Source organism: Streptomyces sp. NPDC020801 (assembly GCF_044334385.1).
GTDB lineage: Bacteria > Actinomycetota > Actinomycetes > Streptomycetales > Streptomycetaceae > Streptomyces.
On the sequence record NZ_JBIRST010000001.1, the window covers coordinates 950086 to 964413 of the forward strand.

Sequence of the window (14328 nt, forward strand, 5' to 3'; positions counted from 1 at the left end):
CTGGTCCCGTGACCCCCGTAGAGCTCTCCCGTACCGTGCTGCGCGCGGTGCGTCGCGCTGTCGATGTGGGGGAGCTGCGCGTCGCCGTCCCGGAGCGGGCCCTCGTCACCCGGCCCCGGCCCGGGGGGTGTGGTGACTACGCCACCAACATCGCCCTCCAGCTCGCGCGGCCGGCCGGTCAGCCTCCGCGGCGGGTCGCCGAGGTTCTGCGGAGCCATCTCGCCGGCCTCGACGGCATCGACGACGTCTCCGTCACCGGGCCGGGCTTCCTCAACATCAGCCTGCGCCAGGCCGGCGCCGCCTTGGCCGTGGCCGAGGTGGTCGAGGAGATCCGGCGGCGCGGGCCGCGGTACGGGTTCGCCGAGGGGCCCAGCGGGCAGGTCATCCAGCTGCACTGTGCGTGTGAGGTCCGTGCCGTCGTCGTCACGGACACGGTCGCCCGGCTGCTGCGGTCCCAGGGCGCCCTCGTCCGTACCAGCTGCGACGGGCCGCCTCCGCCGGAGTGGGGGCCCGGCTGGGAGGACGTGCTCGGTGCTCGTCTCGATGTCCCTTGTGCGCCCGGCGCGCCGCCCTCCCCGCTCGACGTCGACGTGCGGCCCGCGCCCGCGCCCGCCGACCCCGTCCCCCTCGGGCGTGACGCCGGCCGCTGGGCTCTTCTCCGTCCCGCCGGGCACGACCGGCCCCGTATCGACGCCGACGAGCATCTCGTCCAGCGGGAGAGCAACCCCCTCTTCCGTGTGCGCTATGCCCACGCCCGCACCCGGGCCCTCGCCCGCAACGCCGCCGACCTGGGCTTCGCCGCCCGGCCAGGTGCGGTGACGGACGCGGAACCGCTGCTCACCCTCCTCGCCGATCACCCCCGCGTCCTCGCCCGCGCCGCCGAACACCGCGCCCCCGACGTTCTCGCCCGGCACCTCGTCACCGTCGCCGATGCCGTGCTGCCCGTCCTCCCCACCGTGCTTCCGGCCGGGGAGGAGAAACCCTCGGCCGCCCACCGCGCCCGGCTCGCTCTTGCCGAAGCCGCCGGGACGGTGCTGGCCGGTGGCCTGTCCCTGCTCGGCATCGACGCACCCGACCACCTCTGAGAGCCACAGAGAGTCAGAGAGCCAGAGAACCTGCCATGAGTCGTTCCGCACATCCCGCCGGGCCCCGGCACGCCGATGTCCTGCCCGAGGGTCACTACTCCGCCCCGCCCACCGACCTCAACGCCCTCGACCCCAAGGTGTGGGCCCAGACCGTCACCCGGGGCGAGGACGGCGTCGTGACCGTCGGCGGGATTCCCGTCACCCGGCTCGCCGAGGAGATCGGGACTCCCGCGTACGTGCTCGACGAGGCCGACTTCCGTTCGCGCGCCCGCGCCTGGCGGAGCGCCTTCGGGGCCGGCGCCGACGTCTTCTACGCCGGCAAGGCGTTCCTCTCCCGTGCCGTCGTGCGGTGGCTCGACGAGGAGGGGCTCAACCTCGACGTCTGCTCGGGCACCGAGCTGGTCACCGCGCTCTCCGCCGGGATGCCGGCGGACCGCATCGCCTTCCACGGCAACAACAAGACCGCGGAGGAGATCCACCGGGCCATCGAGGCGGGTGTCGGGCGGATCGTTCTCGACTCCTTCCAGGAGATCGTGCGGGTCGCGCACATCGCCCAGTCGCTCGGCAGGCGGCAGCGGGTGCAGATCCGGATCACCGTGGGGGTCGAGGCGCACACCCACGAGTTCATCGCCACCGCCCACGAGGACCAGAAGTTCGGGATTCCGCTCGCCGGGGGGCAGGCCGCCGAGGCCGTACGGCGGGCCCTTCAGCTCGACGGGCTGGAGCTCATCGGGATTCACAGCCACATCGGGTCCCAGATCTTCGACATGTCCGGGTTCGAGGTCGCCGCGCACCGGGTGGTGGGGCTGCTCAGGGACATCCGGGACGAGCACGGGGTCGAGCTGCCCGAGATCGATCTCGGAGGCGGGCTCGGGATCGCCTACACCAGTGACGACGATCCGCGTGAGCCGCACGAGATCGCCAAGGCGCTGACCGAGATCGTCTCCCGTGAGTGCGACGCCGCCAGGCTCCGTACCCCTCGTATCTCCGTCGAGCCGGGGCGGGCCATCGTCGGCCCGACCGCCTTCACCCTCTACGAGGTCGGGACCATCAAGCCGCTCGAAGGGCTGCGGACGTACGTCTCCGTCGACGGCGGCATGTCCGACAACATCCGCACCGCGCTCTACGACGCCGAGTACAGCGTCGCGCTCGTCTCCCGCACCTCCGACGCCGCGCCCATGCTCGCCCGGGTCGTCGGCAAGCACTGCGAGAGTGGGGACATCGTGGTGAAGGACGCGTTCCTGCCCGCCGACCTGGCGCCCGGCGATCTCATCGCCGTGCCGGCGACCGGCGCGTACTGCCGGTCCATGGCCAGCAACTACAACCACGCGCTGCGCCCGCCGGTCGTCGCCGTCGCCGACGGGGAGGCGCGAGTCATCGTCCGGCGTGAGACGGAGGACGATCTTCTGCGTCTCGACGTCGGGTGAGCACCTGGCAGGCCCCGTGCGAGCCGGGCCGGAAGATCTCCTGTCTTGCGGCCCGACGAAAATGAAATAAACGTCTCACGATCCGGACAAAGGGCAGAAACTCCGGTTCGGTGAGTGAGACTGGTCCAACCGTAGACGGTATGAGGAAACGAGGTCGGATGATGCGTACGCGTCCGCTGAAGGTGGCGCTGCTGGGCTGTGGGGTTGTCGGCTCAGAGGTGGCGCGCATCATGACGACGCACGCCGCCGACCTCGCCGCCAGGATCGGGGCCCCGGTGGAGCTGGCCGGCGTCGCGGTCCGCCGGCCCGCCAAGGTCCGGGAGGGGATCGACCCGGCCCTCATCACCACCGACGCCACCGCCCTCGTCAAACGCGGCGACATCGACGTGGTGGTCGAGGTCATCGGCGGGATCGAGCCCGCCCGGACCCTCATCACCACCGCCTTCGAGCACGGGGCGTCCGTCGTCTCCGCCAACAAGGCCCTGCTCGCCCAGGACGGGGCCGCCCTTCATGCCGCGGCGGAGGAGCACGGCAAGGACCTGTACTACGAGGCCTCCGTCGCCGGTGCCATCCCGCTGATCCGGCCGCTGCGCGAGTCCCTCGCCGGGGACAAGGTCAACCGGGTGCTCGGCATCGTCAACGGCACGACCAACTTCATCCTCGACAAGATGGACTCCACCGGCGCCGGGTATCAGGAGGCCCTCGACGAGGCCACCGCCCTGGGGTACGCGGAGGCCGACCCGACCGCCGACGTCGAAGGGTTCGACGCCGCCGCCAAGGCCGCCATCCTCGCCGGTATCGCCTTCCACACGCGGGTACGTCTCGACGACGTCTACCGCGAGGGCATGAGCGAGGTCACCGCCGCCGACTTCGCCTCCGCCAAGGAGATGGGCTGCACCATCAAGCTGCTCGCCATCTGTGAGCGGGCGGCCGACGGCGCCTCCGTCACCGCGCGTGTGCATCCCGCGATGATTCCGCTCAGCCATCCGCTGGCCTCCGTGCGCGGTGCCTACAACGCCGTGTTCGTCGAGTCGGACGCCGCAGGGCAGTTGATGTTCTACGGTCCCGGTGCCGGCGGTTCGCCCACCGCATCCGCCGTGCTCGGCGACCTCGTCGCCGTCTGCCGCAACCGGCTCACCGGGGCCACCGGGCCCGGCGAGTCGGCGTACGCCGCCCTGCCCGTCTCGCCCATGGGCGAGGTCGTCACGCGGTACCACATCAGCCTGGACGTCGCCGACAAACCGGGCGTCCTCGCCCAGGTCGCCACCGTGTTCGCCGAGCACGGTGTGTCCATCGACACTGTTCGCCAGCAGGGCAAGGACGGCGAGGCCTCCCTCGTCGTCGTCACCCACCGTGCGTCCGACGCCTCCCTGAACGGGACCGTCGAGGCGCTGCGCAGCCTCGACACCGTGCGGGGTGTCGCCAGCATCATGCGGGTTGAAGGAGAGTAACCAGCAATGACCCACCAGTGGCGCGGAATCATCGAGGAGTACCGGGACCGGCTGCCGGTGTCCGACAGCACGCCGGTCATTACGCTCCGTGAGGGCGGGACGCCCCTCGTGCCCGCGCAGGTGCTCTCCGAGCGCACCGGCTGCGAGGTGCACCTCAAGGTCGAGGGCGCGAATCCGACCGGGTCCTTCAAGGACCGCGGCATGACCATGGCCATCAGCAAGGCGAAGGAGGAGGGCGCCAAGGCCGTCATCTGCGCCTCCACCGGCAACACCTCCGCCTCCGCCGCCGCGTATGCGGTACGGGCCGGGATGGTGTCCGCCGTGCTCGTGCCGCGGGGCAAGATCGCGCTCGGCAAGATGGGCCAGGCCCTCGTGCACGGCGCCAAGATCCTCCAGGTCGACGGCAACTTCGACGACTGCCTCACCCTCGCCCGCTCGCTCAGCGACAACTACCCCGTCGCGCTGGTCAATTCGGTCAATCCGGTACGCATCGAGGGCCAGAAGACGGCCGCCTTCGAGATCGTCGACATGCTCGGTGACGCACCCGACATCCACGTCCTGCCGGTCGGCAACGCGGGCAACATCACGGCCTACTGGAAGGGCTACAAGGAGTACGCCGCCGACGGCCTCGCCGGGCGTACGCCGCGCATGTGGGGCTTCCAGGCCTCCGGCAGCGCCCCGATCGTGCGCGGCGAGGTCGTCAAGGACCCGTCGACCATCGCCACCGCCATCCGTATCGGCAACCCGGCCTCCTGGACGTACGCCCTGGCCGCGCGGGACGAGTCCGGCGGCGCCATCGACGAGGTGACGGACCGTGAAATCCTGCGCGCCTACCGGCTGTTGGCCGCGCAGGAGGGTGTCTTCGTGGAACCGGCGTCGGCCGCGTCCGTGGCCGGTCTGCTGAAGGCCGCCGAGCAGGGCAAGGTCGACCCGGGTCAGCGGATCGTGTGCACCGTCACCGGCAACGGCCTCAAGGACCCCGACTGGGCCGTCGCCGGCGCCCCCCAGCCGGTCACCGTCCCGGTCGACGCGGTCACGGCGGCCGAGCGGCTGGGCCTCGCCTGACGGCCCGGCCCGCCGGCCCCGGTCCGCCGCCCGCCTGCACCCGGTCTGCTGACATCCGGCCGCTGATCCCCTGGTCAGGGGGTCGGCGGCCCGGCCCGGACGGCCCGCTCGGGTACCGGCCCGGACGGCCCGCTCGGGTCCCTGCCCGGATGCCCGGCCGGACGCCCCGCGCACCCGGCGCGCAACCCCAGGACGTTCCGGGGCGTCTTCTCCAGGGACTCACCAGCAGGGGTGCACAGGGGGCTTACGACACGCATCGTGCGCCTCCTGTGCGCCCTATGTCGCGACAGAACCTTCCTTCGATAGTCTGTAGGGAACCCGCCCGCCGCATATGCCTTCGCGTATGGCGCCGTGCCGCGCCGTCTGTGCGGCCCGAGGGTCCTCACGTACGTATCGAATGTCCATCGAATCCATCGAGTCTCATTCGACCATCACGCAGCTCAAGGAGAGTCAACGAGCGATGGCCGGTCCAGCGTTCCGCGCCGCCGCCGTCCGGGTGCGCGTCCCCGCCACCAGCGCCAACCTCGGCCCGGGCTTCGACGCCCTCGGCCTCGCGCTGGGGCTCTACGACGACGTCGTCGTCCGGGTGGCCGACTCAGGGCTGCACATCGACATCGCGGGCGAGGGCAGCGAGACCCTGCCGCGCGACGAGAAGCACCTGCTCGTACGCGCGGTGCGCACCGCCTTCGACGTGCTCGGCGGACAACCGCGCGGCCTGGAGATCGTCTGCGCCAACCGCATCCCGCACGGCCGGGGTCTGGGTTCCTCCTCGGCCGCCATCTGCGCCGGCATCGTCGCCGCGCGCGCCGTGACGATAGGCGGCGAGGCCAGACTCGACGACGCCGGGCTGCTCGAACTGGCCACCGAGATCGAGGGCCATCCGGACAACGTGGCGGCCTGTCTGCTGGGCGGGTTCACCCTGTCCTGGATGGAGGCCGGGGCCGCCCGGGCGATCAGGATGGAGCCCTGCGATTCCATCGTTCCGGTGGTTTTCGTGCCCGGAAAGCCGGTCCTCACCGAGACCGCGCGCGGCCTGCTCCCGCGCGCCGTGCCGCACGTCGACGCGGCCGTAAACGCGGGCCGTGCCGCCCTGCTCGTCGAGGCCCTCACCCGTCGCCCCGAACTGCTGCTGCCCGCCACCGAGGACCGGCTGCACCAGGAGTACCGCGCCCCGGCCATGCCGGAGAGCGCGGCGCTGGTGGAGCGGCTGCGGGCCGACGGCATCCCCGCGGTCATCTCCGGCGCCGGGCCCACGGTCATGGCGCTGGCCGACGCGGGCACCGCCGACAAGCTGGAGCAGCTGGCGGGCGCGGACTGGGCCGCCAACCGGCTGAGCCTCGATCTGCAGGGCGCGAGCGTGCTGCCGCTGGCCGGCTGACACGCGATTGCCGGATTTGGAGAGGGGGAATGTTTGTTGGATCCGGTAGTGTTAACCTCAAGTCTGCACCCGACCTCACCATGGCGAGGTGCTTCGTGTCCCCGTCCGGGACCAACATTCTTCCGGGAGCTCCCCAAGCCACTCTGTGTTCCGTACGCCGTACCTGGGCAGTACGTCGTACGCGGATGCTGAGCGGTCCGCAGGGCACGCTCCGGAATCGGTGCGACCGCGCCGCGTGACACCGTGACACTCGGTGCCACAGCTCGTCGTGGCAGCGCCAATCACCAGATATCTCTTCCGCCGCTTTGGCGGACCACCGCCCCGGCACGGTCCACACACCAGGGACCGAAGCCGGACAGCACAACCGGTCGCCGAGCCAGACAGGCCGACGTCCGCTCCAGGGAAGGACCCTTCGTGAGCGACACCACCGATCTGATGGGCGCACGTGTCGAGGAGACCGCTGCCGCGCCCGCCACGGACGCCTCCGCGCCTGCCACCGGTGCCGGCTCCCGGCGGCGCCGCGGTACCGGCCTCGAGGGCATGGTGCTGGCCGAGCTGCAGCAGGTCGCATCCGGCCTCGGCATCAGGGGCACCGCGCGTATGCGCAAGAGCCAGCTGATCGAGGTCATCAAGGAGGCGCAGGCCGGTGGGGGCGCCGCCCCGGCGAAGGCCACGACCGCCGCCGCCGACGCCACCGAGACCAAGCCGAAGCGCCGCGCCACCTCCCGCACCCGCACGGGCGACGAGGCCGCCGCCGAGAAGAAGGCGGGCGAGGCCGGCGCCGAGAAGGCCGTGGCCCAGCAGCAGATCGAGATCCCCGGCCAGCCGGCCAGCGACGACGCTCCCGCCGAGCGCCGCCGGCGCCGTGCCACCGCCGAGGCGGGCAGCCCGGAGACCGTGGCCGCCGAGGCGAAGAGCGAGCCGAAGGCCGAGACGCCCGCCCAGCAGCAGCCGCAGGGCCAGGGCCAGCAGCAGGCCCAGGGCGACGCAGGTGAAGGCGGCGAGGGCCGCCGTCGCGACCGCCGTGAGCGCGGCCGGGACCGCGACCGGGACCGTGACCGGGACCGCCGCGGCAAGGGCGACGAGCAGCAGGGCCAGGGCGGCCAGCGCCAGCAGCAGAGCCAGCAGCAGGGCGGCGGCCGTCAGGACCGTAACAACGGCCCGCAGGACGACGACGACTTCGAGGGCGGCCGCCGTGGCCGTCGAGGCCGCTACCGGGACCGCCGTGGCCGCCGTGGCCGCGACGAGGTGCAGGAGCCGCAGATCGCCGAGGACGACGTCCTGATCCCGGTCGCGGGCATCCTGGACATCCTCGACAACTACGCCTTCATCCGTACGTCGGGCTACCTGCCGGGTCCCAACGACGTGTACGTCTCCCTCGCCCAGGTCCGCAAGAACGGCCTGCGCAAGGGCGACCACGTCACCGGTGCCGTCCGCCAGCCCAAGGAGGGCGAGCGCCGCGAGAAGTTCAACGCGCTGGTGCGCCTGGACTCCGTCAACGGCATGGCACCCGAACACGGCCGTGGGCGGCCGGAGTTCAACAAGCTGACGCCGCTGTACCCGCAGGACCGGCTCCGCCTGGAGACCGACCCCGGTGTCCTCACCACCCGCATCATCGACCTGGTCTCGCCGATCGGTAAGGGCCAGCGCGGTCTGATCGTGGCCCCGCCGAAGACCGGCAAGACCATGATCATGCAGGCGATCGCCAACGCGATCACGCACAACAACCCCGAGTGCCACCTGATGGTCGTCCTCGTCGACGAGCGTCCGGAAGAGGTCACCGACATGCAGCGGTCGGTCAAGGGCGAGGTCATCTCCTCGACCTTCGACCGGCCGGCCGAGGACCACACCACGGTCGCCGAGCTCGCCATCGAGCGCGCCAAGCGCCTGGTGGAGCTGGGTCACGACGTGGTCGTCCTGCTCGACTCGATCACGCGTCTGGGCCGTGCGTACAACCTTGCCGCGCCCGCCTCCGGCCGCATCCTGTCCGGTGGCGTCGACTCGACCGCCCTGTACCCGCCGAAGCGCTTCTTCGGTGCGGCCCGCAACATCGAGGACGGCGGCTCGCTGACCATCCTCGCCACCGCCCTGGTGGACACCGGGTCCCGCATGGACGAGGTGATCTTCGAGGAGTTCAAGGGCACCGGCAACATGGAGCTCAAGCTCGACCGGAAGCTCGCCGACAAGCGCATCTTCCCCGCGGTGGACGTCGACGCGTCCGGCACCCGCAAGGAGGAGATCCTGCTCGGCAACGAGGAGCTGGCCGTCGTCTGGAAGCTGCGCCGGGTGCTGCACGCGCTCGACCAGCAGCAGGCGATCGAACTGCTCCTGGACAAGATGAAGCAGACCAAGTCGAACGTCGAGTTCCTGATGCAGATCCAGAAGACCACCCCGGCGCCCGGCAACGGCGACTGAGGCAGGCACGTCAGCCCTGAGGGCCGCTCCCCGCACGGGGAGCGGCCCTTTGGCGTGCGGCGACTTTCTGGTGGGCGGCCCTTTGGCGTGCGGCGACTCTCCGGTGGGCGGCCACTCCTGGCGTGCGGCGACTCTCTTGGTGTGCGGGTGACTGTCCGGCGTGCGGGCGGCCCCTCGGCCGGCGGGCGGTACCCGCCGAGACCTTTGCCACAACAAGCGACGAGACCAGCTGCTTCGGGCGGTACGACCGCTTCGCGCGAAACCGCAGGTGAGGCAGGCCGGCGCAGTGGACACAACTACTCACCGTGCCGGTTTCCGCACGTGGCGGACACTTGGCGTTGTGCAACCCTTTCCCGAGTTCCGCCGTCTGACGGTACGAGCGACGATGGTGCGGGAGAGGTTTCCACAGACCTGGCCGACCTGGCCTGTCCCTGAAAACAGGGGGTAACCGACCGTATACGAGAGCTGAGGAGCGCATGTCCGCCGAGAGCACGCCGGACCCGGCCATACAGGGTGAGTCCGGCCCCACGAGCCCGCCAAGCCGCACCAAGGGCCGCCGCCGCAAGCCCCCCACCGGGCGGCGCAGGGCCCTGACGGTCACGGCCTGGACCGCCGCGGGGGTCGTCGTGCTCGGCGGCACCGGTGCCGGCTATCTGTACTTCAAGCTCAACGACAACCTCAAGACGGTCGACATCAACCAGGCCCTCGGCGGCGACCGGCCCGGCAAGGCCGACAACGGCTCCGAGAACATCCTCGTCCTGGGCTCCGACACCCGCTCCGGCAGCAACAAGAAGCTGGGCGGCGGCACCGACGACGGCAGCGCCCGCTCCGACACGGCGATGATCGTGCACGTGTACGAGGGTCACAAGAAGGCCAGCGTGATCTCCGTGCCGCGCGACACCCTCGTCGACCGCCCCGAGTGCACCGACACCAAGGGCACCACTCACTCGGCCGCCCGGGGCGTGATGTTCAACGAGGCGTACTCCACCGGCGGCGCGGCCTGCACGGTCAAGACCGTCGAGTCCCTGACCGGCCTCCGTATGGACCACTACCTGGAGGTCGACTTCAGCGGCTTCCAGAAGCTCATCGACGAGCTCGGCGGCGTCCAGGTCACCACGACGAAGGCCATCCACGACCCGGACAGCCATCTGAACCTCGCCGCCGGTCCGCACACCCTCGGCGGGCAGCAGGCCCTCGGCCTGGTCCGCACCCGGCACGGCGTCGGCGACGGCTCCGACCTCGGCCGCATCCAGCTCCAGCAGGCCTTCGTGAAGGCGCTGGTGAACCAGGTCAAGCACATCGGGGTGTTCACCAGCCCCAAGAAGCTGTACGACCTCGCCGACACCGCGACCAAGGCCGTCACCACCGACTCCGACATCGGCTCGGTGAACTCCCTGATGTCCTTCGCCGACGGCCTGAAGGGCATCAGCTCCTCGCACATGGACATGGTCACGATGCCGGTGCGGTACGACCCGACGAACCCCAACCGGGTCATCGTCGAGAAGGCCAAGGCCCAGCAGGTCTGGAGCGCCCTGAAGAACGACCGGCCGATCCCGGCGAGCGCCACGAAGGGCACGGCCACGGGCGAGGCCAAGGGCGTCGTAAGCGCCTCGTGAGGGGGCGGGGCCGTCATCGGCACGCCGACGAGCGGCTCCGGCGCGTGGCGCCGGCGAGCCACGACGGCCCGCGGGGAATAGCCGGCCCCCGCCCCCGGTTTTGGGGGATGGCCCCAGTCCTGGCAGACTGGTACGTCGGCTCCGGTTCACGCCTGTCGCATCCCGCGGCGGCGACCCGGCGCCCTCCCGATACCTAGGAGACACCTTGAAGCGCGACATCCACCCCGCGTACGTCGAGACGCAGGTCAGCTGCACCTGCGGCGCGTCGTTCACCACCCGCAGCACGATCGAGTCCGGCACCATCCGGGCCGAGGTCTGCTCCGAGTGCCACCCGTTCTACACGGGCAAGCAGAAGATCCTCGACACCGGTGGCCGTGTGGCCCGCTTCGAGGCCCGCTTCGGCAAGGCTGCCGCCGGCTCCAAGAAGTAGCGAGCCCCTTTTCGCCGGTCCATGGCCGCACCCCGCACCGGGGTGCGCCCGGGACCGGCGTTTTTGGTCGCCCGCCTTCCCCTTCCCAAGCAGTACAGGCAGTACAGGAGCCGAAAGATGTTCGAGGCCGTCGAGGAACTCGTCGCCGAGCACGCCGACCTGGAGAAGAAGCTCGCCGACCCGTCGGTCCACGCCGACCAGGCCAATGCGCGCAAGCTGAACAAGCGCTACGCCGAACTCACCCCGATCGTCACCACGTACCGCTCCTGGAAGCAGACCGGCGACGACATCGAGACCGCGCGTGAACTGGCCGCCGACGACCCCGACTTCGCCGCCGAGGTCAAGGAGCTGGACAAGCAGCGCGAGGAGCTGACCGAGAAGCTGCGCCTCCTGCTCGTCCCGCGCGACCCCAGCGACGACAAGGACGTGATCCTCGAGATCAAGGCCGGTGCCGGCGGTGACGAGTCGGCGCTCTTCGCCGGCGACCTGCTGCGCATGTACCTGCGCTACGCCGAGCGCGTGGGCTGGAAGACCGAGATCATCGACGCCACCGAGTCCGAGCTGGGCGGCTACAAGGACGTCCAGGTCGCGGTGAAGGCACGGGGGCAGATCGAACCCGGCCAGGGCGTGTGGGCGCGGCTGAAGTACGAGGGCGGTGTGCACCGCGTGCAGCGTGTGCCGGCCACCGAGTCCCAGGGCCGTATCCACACCTCGGCGGCGGGCGTGCTGGTCACTCCCGAGGCGGAGGAGGTGGACGTGGAGATCAACCCGGGCGATCTGCGCATCGACGTCTACCGGTCCTCCGGCCCCGGCGGCCAGTCCGTCAACACCACCGACTCCGCGGTGCGCATCACGCACCTGCCCACCGGGGTCGTGGCCTCCTGCCAGAACGAGAAGAGCCAGCTGCAGAACAAGGAGCAGGCGATGCGTATCCTGCGCTCCAGGCTGCTCGCCATGGCGCAGGAGGAGGCGGAGAGGGAGGCCGCGGACGCCCGCCGCAGCCAGGTCCGCACCGTCGACCGCTCCGAGAAGATCCGCACCTACAACTTCCCGGAGAACCGCATCTCCGACCACCGCGTCGGCTTCAAGGCGTACAACCTGGACCAGGTCCTGGACGGCGACCTCGGCGCGGTCATCCAGGCCTGCGTCGACGCGGACTCGGCCGCCAGGCTCGCGGCCGCGTAAGGCACCAGATCGAACAACAGCTCAGTCCCGGAGGACCAGCGTGAACCTGCTGCTCGCGGAGGTGGCCCAGGCCACCCAGCGGCTGGCCGACGCCGGCGTGCCCTCGCCGCGCAACGACGCGGAGGAGCTCGCCGCGTTCGTGCACGGCGTCAAGCGGGGCGAGCTGCACTCCGTGAAGGACGCCGACTTCGACGCCCGGTACTGGGAGGTCATCGCCCGCCGGGAGCAGCGCGAGCCGCTGCAGCACATCACCGGGCGGGCCTACTTCCGTTATCTGGAGCTCCAGGTCGGCCCCGGAGTCTTCGTGCCGCGGCCGGAGACCGAGTCGGTCGTCGGCTGGGCCATAGACGCGGTACGGGCCATGGACGTCGTCGAGCCGTGCATCGTCGACCTGTGCACCGGCTCGGGCGCCATCGCGCTCGCCCTCGCCCAGGAGGTGCCCCGCTCGCGCGTGCACGCCGTGGAGCTGAGCGAGGAAGCGCTCCAGTGGACCCGCAAGAACATGGAGGGGTCCCGGGTCGACCTGCGCCAGGGCGACGCCCTGACCGCGTTCCCGGACCTCGACGGACAGGTCGACCTCGTCATCTCCAACCCGCCGTACATCCCGCTCACCGAATGGGAGTACGTCGCCCCGGAGGCCCGCGACTACGACCCGGAGCTGGCGTTGTTCTCCGGGGAGGACGGCCTCGACCTGATCCGCGGCATCGAGCGCACGGCGCACCGGCTGCTGCGCCCGGGCGGGGTCGTCGTGATCGAGCATGCCGACACCCAGGGCGGACAGGTGCCGTGGATCTTCACCGAGGAGCGGGGCTGGGCGGACGCGGCCGACCATCCCGACCTCAACAACCGGCCGCGGTTCGCCACCGCCCGCAAGGCGCTGCCGTGACCCGCACGCAGCCGACGACCAGGACTTCAAGCCAGCAGTACGTGTACGAGGAGGCTCGCTGACAATGGCACGGCGATACGACACCAACGACGCGACCGACCGCGCGACCGGTCTGCGCGAGGCCGCGTCCGCCGTCCGCCGGGGCGAACTCGTGGTGCTGCCGACCGACACCGTGTACGGCATCGGCGCCGACGCGTTCTCCTCGGAGGCCGTGGCCGACCTGCTCGCCGCCAAGGGCCGGGGCCGCTCCATGCCCACGCCCGTCCTCATCGGTTCCCCGAACACCCTGCACGGCCTGGTCACGGACTTCTCCGAGCTGGCCTGGGAGCTCGTCGACGCGTTCTGGCCGGGCGCGCTGACACTGGTGGCCCGGCACCAGCCGTCCCTGCAGTGGGACCTCGGGGACACCCGGGGGACGGTCGCGGTGCGCATGCCGCTGCACCCGGTCGCCATCGAACTGCTCACCGAGGTCGGTCCGATGGCCGTGTCCTCGGCGAACCTCACCGGCCACCCGGCGCCGGAGACCTGCGACGCCGCCCAGGAGATGCTCGGGGACTCCGTCTCCGTCTACCTCGACGGCGGCCCGACCCCCGGCAACGTCCCCTCCTCCATCGTGGACGTCACCGGCCGGGTGCCCGTGCTGCTGCGCGAGGGCGCGCTGTCGCCGGAGGAGCTGCGGAAGGTCGTACCCGACCTCGAGGTGGCGAATTGACGGCCCCTGACGCGGGGCGTGGCATAGGCGAGGAGGACGAGAGGGCGATCCCGGCCCAGCCGGGTCCACCCTGCGACACCTTCCGCATCCTCCACGTCAGCACCGGCAATGTGTGCCGCTCGCCCATCACCGAGCGGCTGACCAGGCACTTCCTGGCGGACCGGCTCGGCGACGCCCGGGGCGGCGGGCTGATCGTGGAGAGCGCGGGCACCTGGGGCCATGAGGGCGCGCCCATGGAGGCCAACGCCGAGACCGTCCTCGCGGACTTCGGAGCGGACGCCTCCGGCTTCGTCGGCCGTGAACTCCTCGACGAGCACGTGATCATGGCCGACCTCGTCCTGACCGCCACCCGCGACCACCGCGCCCAGGTCATCTCCATGGGCCACTCAGCGGGCCTGCGCACCTTCACGCTCAAGGAGTTCACCCGTCTGGTGAAGGCGATCGACCCGGCCACGCTGCCTCCTGTGCAGGACGGTGTGACCGAGCGTGCGCGTGCGCTGGTGCGGGCGGCGGCCGCTCTACGCGGGTGGCTGCTGGCCCCGACGGCGGAGGCGGACGAGGTGTATGACCCCTACGGTGCGCCTCTGACGTTCTTCCGTTCGATCGGTGACGAGATACATCAGGCGCTGGATCCGGTGGTGACGGCGCTGACGGGGGCGCGGGCGCGGGCGTGAGGGC

12 protein-coding genes are annotated in these 14328 nt (G+C 71.2%); all 12 read left to right on the plus strand.

Annotated features, from left to right (window positions below; translation table 11 throughout):
• The first annotated feature begins 8 nt into the window (after window positions 1-8).
• A complete protein-coding gene (nrtL, locus tag ACH4UM_RS04450) occupies window positions 9-1085 on the plus strand; it encodes an ArgS-related anticodon-binding protein NrtL (protein ID WP_398173378.1) in 1077 nt (358 codons plus the stop codon).
• A 35-nt stretch (window positions 1086-1120) separates the two neighbouring features.
• On the plus strand, window positions 1121-2512 hold the full coding sequence (lysA, locus tag ACH4UM_RS04455; protein WP_398173380.1) for a diaminopimelate decarboxylase: 1392 nt from the start codon (window positions 1121-1123) through the stop codon (window positions 2510-2512).
• A gap of 158 nt (window positions 2513-2670) precedes the next feature.
• Complete coding sequence (locus tag ACH4UM_RS04460) at window positions 2671-3963, plus strand: homoserine dehydrogenase (protein ID WP_398173382.1); 1293 nt, start codon at window positions 2671-2673, stop codon at window positions 3961-3963.
• 6 nt (window positions 3964-3969) lie between these two features.
• Window positions 3970-5028, plus strand: a complete 1059-nt coding sequence (thrC, locus tag ACH4UM_RS04465) for a threonine synthase (RefSeq protein ID WP_398173384.1) — start codon at window positions 3970-3972, stop codon at window positions 5026-5028.
• Between the two features lie 460 nt (window positions 5029-5488).
• Window positions 5489-6406 carry a homoserine kinase gene (thrB, locus tag ACH4UM_RS04470; protein ID WP_398173386.1) on the plus strand — a complete coding sequence of 306 codons (918 nt, stop codon included), beginning with the start codon at window positions 5489-5491 and terminating at the stop codon, window positions 6404-6406.
• Window positions 6407-6820: 414 nt separating this feature from the next.
• The gene (gene rho, locus ACH4UM_RS04475) at window positions 6821-8821 is read left to right on the plus strand and encodes a transcription termination factor Rho (RefSeq protein ID WP_398173388.1); all 2001 of its coding nucleotides are present in this window, start codon (window positions 6821-6823) and stop codon (window positions 8819-8821) included.
• Between the two features lie 476 nt (window positions 8822-9297).
• The gene (locus ACH4UM_RS04480; RefSeq protein WP_398173390.1) at window positions 9298-10437 is read left to right on the plus strand and encodes an LCP family protein; all 1140 of its coding nucleotides are present in this window, start codon (window positions 9298-9300) and stop codon (window positions 10435-10437) included.
• A 205-nt stretch (window positions 10438-10642) separates the two neighbouring features.
• On the plus strand, window positions 10643-10867 hold the full coding sequence (gene rpmE, locus ACH4UM_RS04485) for a 50S ribosomal protein L31 (protein WP_014675000.1): 225 nt from the start codon (window positions 10643-10645) through the stop codon (window positions 10865-10867).
• Between the two features lie 117 nt (window positions 10868-10984).
• Complete coding sequence (gene prfA / locus ACH4UM_RS04490; protein WP_398173392.1) at window positions 10985-12052, plus strand: peptide chain release factor 1; 1068 nt, start codon at window positions 10985-10987, stop codon at window positions 12050-12052.
• Window positions 12053-12092: 40 nt separating this feature from the next.
• Complete coding sequence (gene prmC, locus ACH4UM_RS04495) at window positions 12093-12938, plus strand: peptide chain release factor N(5)-glutamine methyltransferase (protein WP_398173394.1); 846 nt, start codon at window positions 12093-12095, stop codon at window positions 12936-12938.
• Between the two features lie 64 nt (window positions 12939-13002).
• On the plus strand, window positions 13003-13650 hold the full coding sequence (locus ACH4UM_RS04500) for an L-threonylcarbamoyladenylate synthase (RefSeq protein WP_398173396.1): 648 nt from the start codon (window positions 13003-13005) through the stop codon (window positions 13648-13650).
• Entirely contained in the window at window positions 13647-14324 is a 678-nt protein-coding gene (locus ACH4UM_RS04505; RefSeq protein WP_398173398.1) for a protein-tyrosine-phosphatase, read from the plus strand. The genes ACH4UM_RS04500 and ACH4UM_RS04505 overlap by 4 nt, the downstream gene beginning before the upstream one ends.
• The last annotated feature ends 4 nt before the right edge of the window (window positions 14325-14328 follow it).